The sequence below is a fragment of the Streptomyces asiaticus genome, assembly GCF_018138715.1.
GTDB classification, from domain to species: Bacteria; Actinomycetota; Actinomycetes; order Streptomycetales; family Streptomycetaceae; genus Streptomyces; species Streptomyces asiaticus.
The window spans coordinates 3628217-3644833 of record NZ_JAGSHX010000006.1 but is presented as its reverse complement, the minus strand read 5'-3'; the positions used below and the strand labels follow the sequence as shown (position 1 = coordinate 3644833).

Sequence of the window (16617 nt, the reverse complement as noted above, 5' to 3'; positions counted from 1 at the left end):
GAGCCCGGACCCCGATGCCCGGAGCCCGATGCCTGGAGCCCGGAGCCCGAAGGCCGGAGACCGGACCCCGATGCCCGGAGCCCGGGGCCGAAGCCCCGGGTGAGCCGAGATCGGGTCAGGCGACCGCCGCCGAGACCGCCGCCGCGAGCGGTGCGGCCAGCTCCGGGCGGTCCACGCGCTCGACGCGTACGGCGTCACAGCCCACCCATTCGGCCGCCTCCCGCAGCGCCTGCGCCATAGGGGCCACGGCCTTCGGCGACTCCAGGGAGACCTGCCGGGCGACCAGGGTCGTCCCCTCCCGGGCCGGATCGACCCGGCCCAGCAGCCGCCCGCCGGACAGCAGCGGCATGGCGAAGTAGCCGTAGATCCGCTTGGGCCTGGGCACATACGCCTCCAGCCGATGGCTGAAGCCGAAGATCCGCTCGGTGCGCGACCGGTCCCATATCAGCGAGTCGAAGGGCGACAGCAGGGTGGTGCGGTGCCTGCCGCGCGGCGGGGTGGCCAGTGCCTCGGGGTCCGCCCAGGCCGGTTTGTCCCAGCCCTCGACCGCCACCGGCACCAGCCCCGAGTCCGCGATCACCGCCTGCACCTGCTCGCCCTTGAGCCGGTGGTAGTCGGCGATGTCCGCCCGCGTGGCCACGCCCAGGGACTGCCCGGCCAGCCGGACCAGCCGGCGCAGACACTCCAGGTCGTCCAGGTCGTCATGGAGCAGGGCGTCCGGCACGGCGCGCTCCGCCAGGTCGTACACCCGCTTCCAGCCGCGCCGCTCGACGCACACCACCTCGCCGAACATCAGCGCCCGCTCGACCGCGATCTTCGCGGCCGACCAGTCCCACCACGGCCCGCCGTTCTTGGCCCCGCCCAGCTCCGTCGCGGTCAGCGGGCCCTCCGCGCGCAGCTGCTTCACCACCGTCTCGTACACCCCGTCCGGCAGCTCGTGGTGCCAGTGCGGCCGGAGGCGGTAGGCGCGGCGCCGGAAGGCGAAGTGCGGCCACTCCTCGATCGGCAGCACGCACGCGGCATGCGACCAGTACTCGAAGGCGTGGGTGCCGGTCCAGTACGCCGACTCGACCGCCTTACGGCCGACCGCGCCCAGCCGTGCGTACGGAATCAGCTCATGGGAGCGGGCCAGCACCGAGATCGTGTCGAGCTGCACCGCGCCCAGGTGGCGCAGCACGCCCCGCACCCCGCCACGCCGGTCGGGCGCGCCCAGCAGTCCCTGGGCGCGCAGCGCTATCCGGCGCGCATCGTCGGCGGAGAGGGTGGCCTCGGGCGTGCGGTCCACGGCGGACCCGGTGGCGGCGTTCGTCATGCGCGCCACCGTAGTAGCACCCACTGACAACGCCGCCGACGCCGCCCGCGCCCGCCGGATGCCCCGGGCCCCCGGGCCCCTCGGACCGCCGGCGCGGCCATCAGGGACCGCCGACGCCGCCCTCAGGCGACCGACGGCGCCGTGGACGCCCGGTCCGCCCGGTCCGCCCGCCCGGACGCCTCCGGCTCCTGGGGCGCGTTGGCCGCCACGGCCGCCTTCGCGGGCAGATACGGCATCGTCGAGGGCAGCCCCCAGTCGGAGGGCAGCAGCGCGCCCCGCCAGGCGTCCCGCCGGGTCCCCTGGTGGACGATCCGGGCGCGGTCCGTCCCCTCCATCCGGAAGCCCACCCCGAGGGCGACCGCCCGCGAGCCCTCGTTCCCGGCCTCGCTGCACCACTCCAGGCGCTCCACCCCGAGCCGGGTGAACGCCCACTCGATCACGGCCCGCGCCGCCTCACCCGTGTAGCCGCGCCGCCGCTGCTCGCGCGCCGTCCAGTAGCCCAGCTCGGCCTGGTGCTCGGGGGAGCGCAGATGGGCCAGCCGGACCAGGCCCATGGCACCGACGAGCGCGCCGTCACTCTTGGTGACCACCGCGAAGTCGTAGGTCACGTCGTCACGCCAGTTCTCGGGGCAGATCCGGCCGGTGAAGTCCTCCGCGTGCGCGCGTTCGTACGGGGAGGGCACGCTGGTCCATCGCTGGATGTCCGGGTCCTGACAAGCGGCGAAGACCGCGTCCGTGTCGGAGGGCCGGAAGGGGCGCAGGACCAGGCGCTCGGTGGTGAGGGTGACAGGCTCCATGCGACCCGAGTCTGCGCCGCCGTCGTCACTCACCGCGAGCGGTTTCGGTGAATTGGAGGGCACCTGGGGGGCCTCTCGGGCGTTGACACGGTGAGGTGACATCCGGTCCTCGTGGTGACGGACCTCCCGGCGTGCCGGGGTCTGTCTTACGATGGCCGTTGCGGCGGGGCCTGCGCCCCTTGACAATGCCGCGCCAGCGCACCCCGACCGTGCCAGGCCCGACCGGCAAGGAGCCAGCCTACGTGTCCGTCCTCAACAAGCTCATGCGTGCAGGCGAAGGAAAGATCCTGCGCAAGCTGCACCGCATCGCGGACCAGGTCAATTCCATCGAAGAGGACTTCCTGTCCCTCTCCGACGCCGAGCTGCGCGCCCTCACCGACGAGTACAAGCAGCGGTATGACGACGGTGAGTCCCTCGACGACCTGATGCCCGAAGCGTTCGCCACGGTGCGCGAGGCGGCCAAGCGGGTGCTCGGACAGCGTCACTACGACGTCCAGCTGATGGGCGGCGCGGCGCTGCATCTCGGGTATGTCGCCGAGATGAAGACCGGTGAGGGCAAGACCCTGGTCGGCACCCTCCCGGCGTATCTGAACGCGCTGTCGGGCAAGGGCGTCCACCTCATCACGGTCAACGACTACCTGGCCGAGCGCGACTCCGAGTGGATGGGCCGGGTACACCGCTTCCTCGGCCTGGAGGTCGGCTGCATCCTCGCCAACATGACCCCGGCGCAGCGCCGCGAGCAGTACGCGTGCGACATCACCTACGGCACCAACAACGAGTTCGGCTTCGACTATCTGCGCGACAACATGGCGTGGTCGAAGGACGAGCTGGTCCAGCGCGGCCACAACTACGCGATCGTCGACGAGGTCGACTCGATCCTGGTGGACGAGGCCCGTACGCCGCTGATCATCTCCGGCCCGGCCGACCAGGCCACCAAGTGGTACGGCGACTTCGCCAAGCTGGTCACCCGGCTCACCCGGGGCCAGGCCGCCGAGCCGCAGAAGGGCCAGGAGGAGACCGGGGACTACGAGGTCGACGAGAAGAAGCGCACCGTCGGCATCCATGAGTCCGGGGTCACCAAGGTCGAGGACTGGCTGGGGATCGACAACCTCTACGAGTCGGTCAACACCCCGCTGGTCGGCTACCTCAACAACGCGATCAAGGCCAAGGAGCTCTTCAAGAAGGACAAGGACTACGTCGTCATGGACGGCGAAGTCATGATCGTCGACGAGCACACCGGCCGTATCCTCGCGGGCCGCCGCTACAACGAGGGCATGCACCAGGCCATCGAGGCGAAGGAAGGGGTGGAGATCAAGGACGAGAACCAGACGCTCGCCACGATCACCCTCCAGAACTTCTTCCGCCTGTACGACAAGCTCTCCGGCATGACCGGTACGGCGATGACCGAGGCCGCCGAGTTCCACCAGATCTACAAGCTCGGCGTGGTCCCGATCCCGACCCACCGCCCCCTCGCCCGGCTCGACCAGTCCGACCTGATCTACCGCACCGAGGTCGCGAAGTTCGACGCGGTGGTCGAGGACATCGTCGAGAAGCACACCAAGGGCCAGCCGGTCCTGGTCGGCACGACCTCCGTGGAGAAGTCCGAGTACCTCTCCCAGCAGCTCGCCAAGCGCGGGGTGCCGCATGAGGTGCTCAACGCCAAGCAGCACGACCGGGAGGCGACGATCGTCGCCCAGGCCGGCCGTAAGGGCGCCGTGACCGTCGCGACCAACATGGCGGGCCGCGGTACCGACATCAAGCTCGGTGGCAACCCCGACGACCTCGCCGAGGCCGAGCTGCGCCAGCGCGGTCTGGACCCGGTGGAGCACTCCGAGGAGTGGGCCGCCGCGCTGCCCGCCGCCCTGGAGAAGGCCGAGGCCGCGGTCAAGGCCGAGTTCGAGGAGGTCAAGGAGCTCGGCGGGCTGTATGTGCTGGGCACCGAGCGCCATGAGTCGCGCCGGATCGACAACCAGCTGCGCGGCCGCTCCGGCCGTCAGGGCGACCCCGGCGAGTCCCGCTTCTACCTCTCCCTCGGCGACGACCTGATGCGGCTGTTCAAGGCGCAGATGGTCGAGCGCGTCATGGCGATGGCGAACGTCCCGGACGACGTCCCGATCGAGAACAAGATGGTCACGCGGGCCATCGCCTCCGCCCAGTCGCAGGTCGAGCAGCAGAACTTCGAGACCCGTAAGAACGTCCTGAAGTACGACGAGGTCCTCAACCGCCAGCGCGAGGTCATCTACGGCGAGCGCCGCCGGGTCCTGGAGGGCGAGAACCTTCAGGACCAGGTCGGCCACTTCATGAACGACACCATCGAGGCCTATGTGCGGGCGGAGACGGTCGAGGGCTTCGCGGAGGAGTGGGACCTGGACCGGCTGTGGAGCGCCTTCAAGCAGCTCTACCCGGTCAGCGTGACCATCGAGGAGCTGGAGGAGGAGGCCGGCGACCGCGCCGGGATCACCGCCGAGTTCATCGAGGAGTCCATCAAGGACGACATCCACCAGCAGTACGAGGCGCGCGAGGAGCAGCTGGGCTCCGAGATCATGCGTGAGCTGGAGCGGCGGGTCGTGCTCTCCGTCCTGGACCGCAAGTGGCGCGAGCACCTCTACGAGATGGACTACCTCCAGGAGGGCATCGGGCTGCGCGCGATGGCCCAGAAGGACCCGCTGGTCGAGTACCAGCGCGAGGGCTTCGACATGTTCCAGGCCATGATGGAGGGCATCAAGGAGGAGTCCGTCGGCTATCTGTTCAACCTGGAGGTCCAGGTCGAGCAGCAGGTCGAGGAGGTGCCGGTCGAGGTGGCGGAGGAGCAGGTCGCCCTCGAGAAGGACGTGCAGGACGCGGTGCCGGCGGGCGCGCCGTCCGCGGGCTCCTCGGCCGCCCGCCCCGAGATCCGCGCCAAGGGCCTGGAGGCCCCGCAGCGGCCGGACCGGCTGCACTTCTCCGCTCCGACGGTGGACGGGGAGGGCGGTGTCGTCGAGGGCGACTTCCCCAATGGCGAGACGCCGCCGGCGCCGCGGTCGGAGGCCGATGGGCTGACGCGTGCGGAGCGGCGGAAGGCGCAGAAGGGGCGCCGCCGCAAGAAGTAGTGACCGGGCTGGGGTGAACGGGCCGGGGCGCCGCGCGGGAGCGTGGCGCCCCGGCCCGTCGCGTTGTGCCGCGCCGCCGTGTGGGCGGGTTTGGTGGATCGGGCCGGTTCATGGTGTCGGCCCCCGGAGTCCCGGGCCCTATGGGGGCCTATGGGGGCCTATAGGGGGTCCGGCGGACCATGCGGTGGAGCCGCGTATCGGTGCTTTCCCCTCCCCGCCCCTTCCCGTAACCAGGGGCTCCGCCCCTGGACCCCGCTCCTCAAACGCCGGAGGGGCTGAATTGACTCCCCGCCCCTTCCCGCAGCAGCGGTATGCGGCTCCACCGCGTGACAGGGGCAGGGAAGGGGGGCTCCGCCCCAGGCCCCGGGGGTCCAGGGGCGGAGCCCCTGGCAGCGGGAAGGGGCGGGGAGGGGGAAAGACCCGCCGGTCACCACACCCCACAGGTGCCCCTGGGCGTCGCAGCCCCGGTCGGGGAGCGACCCGCCGCAGGCGTCGAGATCCGTCGGACACCGCCTACGCGAGCGGCCCGAGGTCGATCGCGGCGCAGCGCCAGCGGGCGTCGGCGCCGAGCTCGAGCCGGAACGCGAGCGCTGTGAGCCGGTCTCCGGAGGCGATCCGGGCGAACGCCTCGATCACCCCATGCCTGGGCTGGTACTCGCCACAGCGCCGCACCAGGGGTGCTGTGGCCCGCTCTCCGGCGGGACGCAGCGGCGCGCGCGGGGCGAGCTCGATCAGCTGGTCGTAGGCGGCCGGGAGGGCGTGCCCGAGGAGCGTGTGGACGGGGCGCTGACCGCTGAGGGTGAGCACCAGCCGGTTGGCGAACCAGTAGCGCGGCAGCCGATCCCGCTCCCGCCACGCCGCAGCGGCCGCCGCGGACCGCGACACGGCCGCGGCACGGGACACGGTGGACGCGCGGTGCGCGGCCGGGGCGGGCGGTGCGGCGCCGCGTGGTGCCGTCGTCGTGGACGGTGCGGCTGTTGTGTGTGCTGTTCCGCTGCGCCGTGCGGTCGTCGTGCGGGCCGTCTGGGGCGGTGCGGTCGCGGGTGGTGCGGTCGGGGGCGGTGTGGCCGTTGTGTGAGGTGCTGCTGTTGTGGGGGTGGTGCGGGGGCGGCGGGGGTCCTTGCGGCTGGGTGGGCCGCTTCGCCCTGGCCCGCTGCCGCCGCGCCGTTGTACGGCCTCCCCGGCCGTCCTTGCCCGGTGCGTGGTCCGGTTCGTGGCCCGGTTCGTGGTCCGATCCGTCGCGTGGACGCCCTCACTCATGCCGCTCGCCCCGTTCTCCGCGGCCCGGTGGAATACCGGGCGGTAGCTTTCGTCGGAGAGTCTTCTACCGGCGGGTTTTCGGCCTCCGCAATCAGCGCCGAGCCCCCTTCGCGCCCGCACCGCGGTTCACCTATTCGGGGCATGCGGCGGATCGTCGGCCCCGGTCATCGGCTCGAGCGCGGCTCGGTCTCGTCTTCGTACGGCCCCTTCGGCCCCTGTCCCCCGAAAGGGGACCAGCGCGGCCCTTCGCGGAAGGCTCGGGCCAGGGGACGGGCGATCGTATGCTGGGTGCCTATTGGTCTCTGATGAAAGCGGCAGCCATGCGCGTCTACGTCCCCCTGACCCTCTCCGGTCTCGCCGAGGCGTACAAGGAGGGCCAACTGGGGCCGATGCCGCTCACCGCCTACGCGGTCACCCCGGCGCTTCGCGAGTGGTATCTGTCCGACGACATCGAGGAGCTGGAGTACGCGGCGCTGAGCCGGGCCGCGCAGGCGTCGCTGCGGCTGCTCGCCGTCGACCCCCGGGCGCCCCGCCGCCGGGTCGTGGTGGCCGTGGACGTGCCCGACGGACAGGCGGTCGCCGATCCGGACCGGGGGCTGGACCAGTCCGCGCTGGGCGAGGTGCGGATCAAGGCGGCCATACCGCTCGCGAAGGCGGCCGCCGTCCACCTGGACGCCGAAGATGCCGAGCGGGACATCGCCGCGGCCGCCGACGCGCTCGGCGCGGCCGACCTCGGTGACGACGACGCGCAGTTCACCGTGGACGGTGCCGAGGACCACGAACTGCTCTGGTACGCCACCCAGGAGATCCCCAATCTGATCGATTGATGCCCGCTGTCCGACCCTCCGGGTACGGTCGTGGAATGGGGAAGAACCACGTGACGCACCTCGTCTGGGACTGGAACGGCACGCTGCTCCACGACATCGACGCCGTGATCTCGGCGACGAACGCCTCGTTCCAGGAGATCGGGCTGCCGCCGATCACCATCGAGCGCTATCGCGACCTGTACTGCGTCCCGGTGCCCCGCTTCTACGAGCGGCTGATGGGGCGGCTGCCCTCCGATGAGGAGTGGGCGGTCATGGACCAGGCGTTCCACCGGCACTACTGGGCGCTGGCCGAGACCGCCGCGCTGGCGATCGGCGCCCGGCAGCTGCTCACCGAGTGGCAGGAGGCGGGTCTCACCCAGTCGTTGTGCTCACTGGCCCCGCATGAGTATCTGCTCCCCCTGGTGCGGACACATGGCATCGAGCGCCATTTCGTCCGGGTGGACGGCCGCACAGGCCAGAGCAACACCGGCAAGGCCGAGCAGATGATGCGCCATATCGCCGCGCTCGAAGGGATGCCGCCGCAGCGGATGGTGGTGATCGGGGACGCCCTGGACGACGCGGTGGCGGCGCGGCACGTGGGGGCGCGCGCCGTGCTCTACACGGGCGGTTCGCACAGCCGGGCCAGCCTGGAGGCGGCCGGGGTGCCGGTCGTGGACACGCTCGAGGAGGCCGTACGGGAGGCCGAGCGCATGGCCGACGAGTGAGCCGGGTGAGGCGAGTGAGCCAGGTGAGGCGAGTGAGCCGGGCGAGGTGAGTGAGCCGGGTGAGGCGAGCGCCCCCAGGGCCGCACCGCCCCCTTCACGCCACCGCCCCCTTCACGCCACCGCCGCCCTCACGCCACCGCCCCCTCACACCACCGGCGCCTTCGACCGCAGCACCGCCAGGAACTCCCGCATCCACGCCGGATGGTCCGGCCACGCCCGCGATGAGATCAGCGTGCCGTCGACCACGACCTCCGCGTCCTGGTAGTCCGCCCCCGCCGCCTGCATGTCCGGCTCCAGCGCCGGATACGCGGTGACCCGCCGTCCGCTCAGGCCGCCCACGGCCGCCGTCAGCAGCGGGCCGTGGCAGATCTGTGCCACCGGCTTGTCCGCGTCGAAGAACGCCTTGCAGATCTTGCGCAGCTCGGGGTCGTTCCGCAGATACTCCGGGGCCCGGCCGCCCGGGATCACCAGGGCGGCGTACTGCCCGGGGTCCACCTCGGAAAAGGCCAGGTCGGCGGGGATCGTATAGCCCGGCTTCTCGGTGTAGGTGTCGAAGCCCTCCTCGAAGTCATGGACCACCAGGCGCAGCGTCTTGCGGCTCGGGGCCGCGATATGGACCTCGTACCCCTCCTCGCGCAGCCGCTGGTACGGATAGAGCACCTCCAGCGATTCGGCCGCGTCGCCGGTCACCAGCAGGATCTTCGCAGCCATGCCACGCACCTCCAGGTCCACGCCTACCACCGTGCTTACCACCGTCCAGATCACGGTGCATCCGCGCCCACGCTTTGCCAAGGGTGCATAAGCGGCGCATCATCGGCCCGTGCGCCCCTCCCGGTCGCTGTCCATTTCGTCAAACTTCAGGGCCCGGTTTTGTACACGAACGGCTCATGACGGCCCCCTGGGGAGGAGCGATAGCCTTACTGCGTGATCAGCGCGATAGTCCGTGAGGGCAACGAGGCCCTCGCTCCGCGCCCGGCGCCCCACCAGGCCCGGGCCCGAGCCGCCGCTGACCCGTGGCGCGTGGGGTCTTGGTCACTTACGGCCGAGTACACCCCGGCCTTTTCCCGATCCGGCATACCGTCGTTCACGACCGGATTTTTCGCGTCGCGGCGTCATGCCACCGCCATCGATGTCACGCAACGGCGCGCGACAGGAGCCAGAGGACATGCAGACCAAGCTGGACGAAGCCAAGGCCGAGTTGCTCGAACGGGCCGCCCGGGTCGCTGAGAACAGCCCTGCCGGGGGGCAACCGGTACAGGGCCCAGGACCGGAGACCCTGACCGCATACCTCCAGCACTACTACCTGCACACGCCTCCCGAGGACCTCGCCGATCGCGACCCGGTCGATGTCTTCGGGGCGGCGCTCTCCCACTACCGGCTCGCCGAGGTGCGTCCGCAGGGCACGGCGAACGTCCGGGTGCACACCCCGACCGTCGAGGAGCACGGCTGGACGTGCAGCCACTCCGTGGTCGAGGTGGTCACCGACGACATGCCGTTCCTGGTCGACTCGGTCACCAATGAGCTCACCCGCCAGGGGCGCGGCATCCATGTCGTGATCCACCCGCAGGTGATCGTGCGCCGTGACATCACCGGCAAGCTGATCGAGCTGCTCGACATCTCCCCGGACGGCCCGTCCCGGAAGAGGCGGAAGAAGCTGCCGCATGACGCGGTCGTGGAGTCCTGGATCCATGTCGAGACCGACCGCGAGACCGACCGCGGCGATCTGAAGCAGATCACCGCCGATCTGCTGCGCGTCCTGTCCGATGTCCGCGAGGCCGTCGAGGACTGGGAGAAGATGCGCGACTCCGCGCTGCGCCTCGCCGAGGGCCTGCCGGACGAGCCGAAGGCCGCCGAGGTCCGCGAGGAGGAGGTGGAGGAGGCCCGTGAGCTGCTGCGCTGGCTTTCGGACGACCACTTCACCTTCATCGGCTTCCGCGAGTACGAGCTGACGCGGGTGCCCACCGAGGCCGGTGGCGAGGAGGACGCGCTGACCGCGGTGCCCGGCACCGGCCTCGGCATCCTCCGCTCCGACCCGCAGCACAAGGACACCGACGAGAGCGCCCACGCGGGCCCCGGCACCCCGGTGTCCCAGGCCTTCAACCGGCTGCCGGCCGACGCCCGCGCCAAGGCGCGCGAGCGCAAGCTGCTGGTGCTCACCAAGGCGAACAGCCGCGCCACCGTCCACCGCCCCTCGTACCTGGACTACATCGGCGTGAAGAAGTTCGACGCCGAGGGCAATGTGATCGGCGAGCGCCGCTTCCTGGGGCTGTTCTCGTCCGCCGCGTACACCGAGTCGGTGCGCCGGGTCCCGGTGATCCGCCGCAAGGTCGACGAGGTGCTCGCGGGCGCGGGTTTCGCGGCCAACAGCCACGACGGCCGTGACCTGATGCAGATCCTGGAGACCTACCCGCGCGACGAGCTGTTCCAGACCCCGGTCGACCAGCTCCGCTCGATCGCCACCAGCGTGCTCTACCTCCAGGAGCGCCGCCGGCTGCGGATGTTCCTGCGCCAGGACGAGTACGGGCGCTACTACTCCGCGCTGGTCTACCTTCCGCGCGATCGTTTCACCACCGATGTGCGGCTGCGGCTGACCGACATCCTGCTGGAGGAGCTGAGCGGCCGCCCGCCGGTCGACTTCACCGCCCTGCACACCGAATCGGTGCTCTCACGGCTGCACTTCGTGGTCCGCGTCCAGCCCGGCACCGAGCTGCCCGACCTCACCGACGCCGATGTGGAGCGGATCGAGAGCCGGCTGATCGAGGCCGCCCGCTCCTGGGCCGACGGCTTCACCGACGCGCTGGTCTCCGAGGTCGGCGAGGAGCGCGCCGCCGAGCTGCTCCGCCGCTACCAGCACGCCTTCCCCGAGGGCTACAAGGCGGACCACACCCCGCGCGGCGCCGTCGCCGACCTCCAGCACCTGGAGCGGCTACAGGACAGTGAGAAGGACTTCGCGCTCAGCCTCTACGAGCCGGTGGGCGCGGCCCACGCCGAGCGCCGCTTCAAGATCTACCGGGCCGGGGCCCAGATCTCGCTGTCCGCGGTGCTCCCGGTGCTCAACACCCTCGGTGTCGAGGTGGTGGACGAGCGCCCGTACGAGCTGCGCTGCTCGGACAAGACCACCGCCTGGATCTACGACTTCGGGCTGCGGCTGCCGCTGCGCGAGGGCGAGGCGCTGGCCGACGACGCCCGTGAGCGCTTCCAGAACGCGTTCGCGGCGGTGTGGACCGGCCAGGCCGAGAGCGACGACTTCAACCAGCTGGTGCTGGGCGCGGGTCTGGACTGGCGGCAGGCGATGGTGCTGCGGGCCTACGCCAAGTACCTGCGGCAGGCCGGTTCCACCTTCAGCCAGTCGTACATGGAGGACACCCTCCGTAACAATGTGCACACCACCCGGCTGCTGGTCTCCCTCTTCGAGGCCCGCATGTCGCCGGAGCGGCAGCGGGCGGGCCTGGAGCTCACCGACGCCCTGCTGGAGGAGCTGGACGCGGCGCTGGACCAGGTGGCCTCGCTGGACGAGGACCGCATCCTGCGCTCCTTCCTCACCCTGATCAAGGCCACCCTCCGGACGAACCACTTCCAGAAGAACGCCCACGACAAGCCGCACGACTACCTGTCGATCAAGCTGGACCCGCAGGCGGTTCCGGATCTGCCCGCGCCCCGCCCGGCGTACGAGATCTGGGTCTACTCGCCGCGGGTCGAGGGTGTGCACCTGCGGTTCGGCAAGGTCGCGCGCGGGGGCTTGCGCTGGTCCGACCGGCGTGAGGACTTCCGCACCGAGATCCTCGGCCTGGTCAAGGCGCAGATGGTGAAGAACACGGTCATCGTGCCGGTGGGCGCCAAGGGCGGCTTCGTCGGCAAGCGGCTGCCGGACCCGTCCGTGGACCGCGACGCCTGGATGGCCGAGGGCATCGACTGCTACAAGACCTTCATCTCCGGTCTGCTCGACATCACCGACAACATGGTCGCCGGGCAGGTCGAGCCGCCGAAGGACGTGGTCCGCCACGACGGGGACGACACCTACCTCGTCGTCGCCGCCGACAAGGGCACCGCGACCTTCTCCGACATCGCCAACGACGTGGCACAGGCGTACGGCTTCTGGCTCGGGGACGCCTTCGCCTCCGGCGGCTCCGCCGGATACGACCACAAGGGCATGGGCATCACCGCCCGCGGCGCCTGGGAGTCGGTCAAGCGCCACTTCCGCGAGCTGGGCCATGACACCCAGACCCAGGACTTCACGGTCGTGGGCGTCGGTGACATGTCCGGTGACGTGTTCGGCAACGGGATGCTGCTGAGCGAGCACATCCGGCTGATCGCCGCCTTCGACCACCGGCACATCTTCCTGGACCCGAACCCGGACGCGGCCACCTCCTACGCCGAGCGCCGCCGCCTGTTCGAGCTGCCGCGCTCCTCGTGGGAGGACTACAACGCCGAGCTGCTGTCGGCGGGCGGCGGCATCCACCCCCGTTCGGCCAAGGCCATCCCGATCACCCCGCAGGTGCGGGCGGCGCTCGGGATCGAGAAGCGGGTCGTCAAGATGACCCCGGCCGATCTGATGAAGACGATCCTCAAGGCCCCGGTGGACCTGCTGTGGAACGGCGGCATCGGCACCTACGTCAAGGCGTCCACCGAGTCGCACGGCGATGTCGGCGACAAGGCCAATGACGCGATCCGGGTGGACGGCCAGGATCTGCGGGTCAAGGTCGTCGGCGAGGGTGGCAACCTGGGGCTGACCCAGCTCGGCCGGATCGAGTTCGCCTCCAACGGCGGCCGGATCAACACCGACGCGATCGACAACAGCGCCGGTGTGGACACCTCCGACCACGAGGTGAACATCAAGATCCTGCTCAACGCCCTGGTCACCGAGGGCGATCTCACCCTCAAGCAGCGCAACAAGCTGCTCGCCGAGATGACCGACGAGGTCGGCGCGCTGGTGCTGCGCAACAACTACGCGCAGAACGTGGCGCTGGCCAACTCCGCCGCCCAGTCCTCCAGCCTGCTCCACGCCCACCAGCGGCTGATGCGCCGCCTGGGCCGCGAGGGGCGGCTGGACCGGGCGCTGGAGTTCCTGCCCACCGACCGCCAGATCCGCGAGCGGCTCTCCGCCGGGCGCGGTCTGACCCAGCCCGAGCTGGCGGTGCTGCTGGCCTACGTCAAGATCACGGTGGCCGATGAGCTGATCACCACCGGGCTGCCCGACGACCCGTACCTCCAGCGGCTGCTGCACGCGTACTTCCCGCAGGCGCTGCGCCAGCGGTTCCCCGAGTACATCGACGGCCACGCCCTGCGGCGCGAGATCATCACCACGGTGCTGGTCAACGACACCGTCAACACCGCCGGGTCGACCTTCCTGCACCGGATGCGGGAGGAGACCGGGGCCTCCACCGAGGAGGTCGTGCGCGCCCAGACCGCGGCCCGCGCGATCTTCGAGCTGAACCAGGTGTGGGACGAGGTCGAGGCGCTGGACACGGTCGTCGACGCCGACGTCCAGACCCGGATGCGGCTGCACTCGCGCCGGCTGGTCGAGCGGGGCACCCGCTGGCTGCTGAACAACCGGCCGCAGCCGCTGGAGCTGGCCGAGACGATCGACTTCTTCGGCGAGCGGGTCGGCGCGGTCCGCGCGCAGCTGCCCAAGCTGCTGCGCGGCTCCGACATCGAGTGGTACCAGCGGATCTACGACGACCTGATCGCGGCGCGTGTCCCGGAGGACCTGGCCACCCGGGTGGCGGGCTTCTCCTCGGCCTTCCCGACGCTGGACATCGTGGCCATCGCGGACCGCACCGGCAAGGACCCGCTGGCGGTCGCCGAGGTCTACTACGACCTGGCCGACCGGCTGCGGATCAGCCAGCTGATGGACCGGATCATCGAGCTGCCGCGCGCGGACCGGTGGCAGTCCATGGCCCGGGTCTCCATCCGCGAGGACCTGTACGCGGCCCAGGCCGCCCTGACCGCCGATGTGCTGTCGGTGGGCAACGGCGGCTTCACGCCCGAGCAGCGCTTCAAGGCGTGGGAGGAGAAGAACGCCGCGATCCTCCAGCGGGCCCGCACCACGCTCGATGAGATCCAGTCGTCGGAGACCTTCGACCTGGCCAATCTGTCGGTCGCGATGCGGACGATGCGGACGCTGCTGCGCACCCACAGCTGACGCGGTCGGCACGCTCCTACGGCGCCCCCGGTGGACTTCATGTCCGCCGGGGGCGTTTGTCACCCGCTTGGGCGACCCTCCAACGACCGAGCGGGCATACCGGGATGAACCCACCTAGCGTGGGTGGTCAGTGAGTGCTTCGCGCCTCGAACCGCCACCGCGTCCCGAGGAGCCTTATGCCCCGCTTCACCATCGTCATCGCCGCCTATCGCGTCCAGGGCTATCTGGGCGCCTGCCTGGACTCCGTGCTGACGCAGTCGTATCCCGACCTCGAGGTGGTCGCCGTGGACGACCGCTCACCGGACCACTGCGGCGCGATCATCGACGCGTACGCGGCGCGCGACAACCGGGTCGTGCCCGTGCACCAGCGGGTCAACTCCGGCCCTGGCCGGGCCCGTAACGCCGGGGTGGAGCGGGCGAGCGGGGACTATCTGCTCTTCCTGGACGGCGATGACACCCTCGCCCCGGGCACCCTCCAGGGCCTCGCCGACCGGCTCGCCCTCACCCACGACCCGGAGATCCTCTACTTCAACCACGTACGCACCTACTGGTCGGAGCGCCGGGCCCCCAGCCTCTTCGGGGACCTGCTGGCCTCGGCGGGCACCGATGTCTTCTCCGCCGTCGAACGCCCGGAATTCCTGCGGCTGTTCGCGATGTCGTCCAATCGCGTCTACCACCGGGATTTCTATACCCGGCACGGCTTCGCGTTCAGCGAGGGCATCTACGAGGACGCCCTGCTCTCGTACAAGACGATGCTCACCGCGCGCCGAATAGCCTGTGTGGATCTGGTGGGCCTGGAATACCGGCAGCGGCGGGTCGGGGCGAGTACGGCAAGCCCCGGCGAGAAGCACTTCGTCATCTTCCAGCAGTACGCCCGGCTCTTCGACTTCCTCGACGACCGGCCGCATCTGGATCCGCTGCGCCCGCTGCTCTTCGAGCGGGCCGTATCGCATTTCCTGTTCTGTCTGGACCGGACCTCCCGGGTGGCGACGGCGGACCGGCCGCGCTTCTTCGCCCGGGCCGTCGAGTGGTACCGCGCCCATCTCCCGGCCGGGTTCACCCCGCCGGTCGAGGGCCGTTGGCGCTTCGAGGCGCTGGCGTCCGGCTCCTTCCTCCGCTACCGCGAGCACGAGCTGGCCGTACGAGCCGCCGCCGGGGCCCGCAAGCTGCGCCGTACCGTCCGGCCGCCGCTGGCGGCGCGCGCCAAGCAGGGTCTGTACCGGCTGCACCGGCAGCGTCCGGTCGACCCCCAGCTGGCCGTCTACTCCGCGTACTGGGGGCGTGGGGTGCTGTGCAATCCGGCGGCGATCTACCACAGGGCGCGGGAGCTGGCGCCGGAGATCCACGGGGTGTGGGTGGTCAAGAAGTCGGAGATCGAGACGCTTCCGGAAGGCGTCGACTACGTCGTCACCGGCACCCGTGACTTCTACCGCACGGTGGCCCGCGCGAAATACCTCATCAACAACGTCAATTTCCCCAATGAGGTGGTGAAGCGGCCGGGCACGGTGCATCTTCAGACCTTCCACGGCACCCCGCTCAAATGCATGGGCCTGGATCAGCAGCGCTATCCCGCCGCCGCGGGCGGAATGAGCTTCGGCAATCTGCTCAAGCGCATCGACCGCTGGGACTTCGCCCTCTCCTCCAATCCGCACTCCAGCCAGATCTGGGAGCGGGTCTACCCCGCCGCGTACCGGCTGCTGGAGTACGGATATCCGCGCAATGACGTCTTCTTCACCGCGACCGAGGACGATATCCGGCGGATCCGCGAGGAGTTGGGAATCCCGGCCGGGAACACCGCCCTCCTCTACGCGCCCACCCTCCGCGACTACCACAAGGGGTTCACCCCCCGGCTGGACCTGGAGCGGCTCAGCCGCGAACTCGGCCCGGAGACGACGTTGTTGGTGCGGGCCCACTACTCCTACCGGCCGGATGACGAGCTGGCCCGGCTCCAGGAGGCCGGGTCGGTGATCGACGTCTCGCGCCACCGGTCGGTGGAGGAGCTGTGCCTGGCGGCCGACGCGCTGATCACCGACTACTCGTCGATGATGTTCGACTACGCCGTGCTGGACCGCCCCGTCGTGATCTACGCCGACGACTGGGACATCTACCGGTCCTCCCGCGGCGTCTACTTCGACCTGCTGTCGGGGTCCCCCGGCGAGACCCCGGGGGCCGTCGCCCGCACCGAGCGGGAGCTGGTCGAGGTCTTCCGCGAGGGCCGCTGGTGCGACGCGGACGCGACCGCGCTGCGGACCGCCTTCCGGGCCCGCTTCTGCCGGTTCGACGACGGCCGCGCGGCCGAGCGGGTGGTGCGGGCCCTGATGCTGGGCCAGGACCTCGAGCTCCCGCTCGCCCCCACGCCACAGACGCGTCCCCTGGCGGACAGCGCCCCGGCGGGGCCGCGCGGCGGCGTCCTGACCGCCGAGTGACCGATCCGCCGCGTGGTCCGGCGGTCCGCCACGTGGTCCCCGGCCCGCAGCCCGGTCCGC

Annotated in this window: 9 protein-coding genes; 5 read left to right on the top strand and 4 right to left on the bottom strand. The window is 70.8% G+C overall.

Features of this window, described 5'->3' with window-relative positions; genetic code table 11:
* Nucleotides 1-115 precede the first annotated feature (115 nt).
* Both KHP12_RS22740 and KHP12_RS22735 read right to left on the bottom strand, forming a co-directional pair.
* Nucleotides 116-1312, bottom strand: coding sequence for a winged helix-turn-helix domain-containing protein (locus tag KHP12_RS22740; protein ID WP_211833590.1), 1197 nt, complete (start codon nucleotides 1310-1312; stop codon nucleotides 116-118).
* Nucleotides 1313-1434: 122 nt separating this feature from the next.
* Nucleotides 1435-2109, bottom strand: a complete 675-nt coding sequence (locus KHP12_RS22735) for a GNAT family N-acetyltransferase (RefSeq protein ID WP_246643186.1) — start codon at nucleotides 2107-2109, stop codon at nucleotides 1435-1437.
* 242 nt (nucleotides 2110-2351) lie between these two features.
* On the opposite strand from KHP12_RS22735, the gene secA reads away from it, so the two are divergent.
* Complete coding sequence (gene secA, locus KHP12_RS22730) at nucleotides 2352-5198, top strand: preprotein translocase subunit SecA (protein WP_037954740.1); 2847 nt, start codon at nucleotides 2352-2354, stop codon at nucleotides 5196-5198.
* Nucleotides 5199-5711: 513 nt separating this feature from the next.
* Here the strand turns inward: secA and KHP12_RS22725 are convergent.
* Nucleotides 5712-6101: an Rv3235 family protein gene (locus KHP12_RS22725; RefSeq protein ID WP_308036129.1), complete on the bottom strand. Its 390-nt coding sequence runs from the start codon at nucleotides 6099-6101 to the stop codon at nucleotides 5712-5714.
* 677 nt (nucleotides 6102-6778) lie between these two features.
* Between KHP12_RS22725 and KHP12_RS22720 the strand changes: the two genes are divergently transcribed.
* A complete protein-coding gene (locus KHP12_RS22720) occupies nucleotides 6779-7285 on the top strand; it encodes a DUF6912 family protein (RefSeq protein WP_086886345.1) in 507 nt (168 codons plus the stop codon).
* 35 nt (nucleotides 7286-7320) lie between these two features.
* Nucleotides 7321-7989, top strand: a complete 669-nt coding sequence (locus KHP12_RS22715) for an HAD family hydrolase (protein WP_086886344.1) — start codon at nucleotides 7321-7323, stop codon at nucleotides 7987-7989.
* 144 nt (nucleotides 7990-8133) lie between these two features.
* Here the strand turns inward: KHP12_RS22715 and KHP12_RS22710 are convergent, their stop codons facing one another.
* Entirely contained in the window at nucleotides 8134-8700 is a 567-nt protein-coding gene (locus KHP12_RS22710) for a DJ-1/PfpI family protein (RefSeq protein ID WP_037954810.1), read from the bottom strand.
* A gap of 454 nt (nucleotides 8701-9154) precedes the next feature.
* On the opposite strand from KHP12_RS22710, the gene KHP12_RS22705 reads away from it, so the two are divergent.
* Both KHP12_RS22705 and KHP12_RS22700 read left to right on the top strand, forming a co-directional pair.
* Nucleotides 9155-14131 (top strand): NAD-glutamate dehydrogenase, encoded by a 4977-nt coding sequence (locus KHP12_RS22705; protein WP_211833586.1) that lies wholly within the window; start codon nucleotides 9155-9157, stop codon nucleotides 14129-14131.
* Between the two features lie 176 nt (nucleotides 14132-14307).
* Nucleotides 14308-16557, top strand: a complete 2250-nt coding sequence (locus KHP12_RS22700; RefSeq protein ID WP_211833584.1) for a bifunctional glycosyltransferase/CDP-glycerol:glycerophosphate glycerophosphotransferase — start codon at nucleotides 14308-14310, stop codon at nucleotides 16555-16557.
* Nucleotides 16558-16617 lie beyond the last annotated feature (60 nt).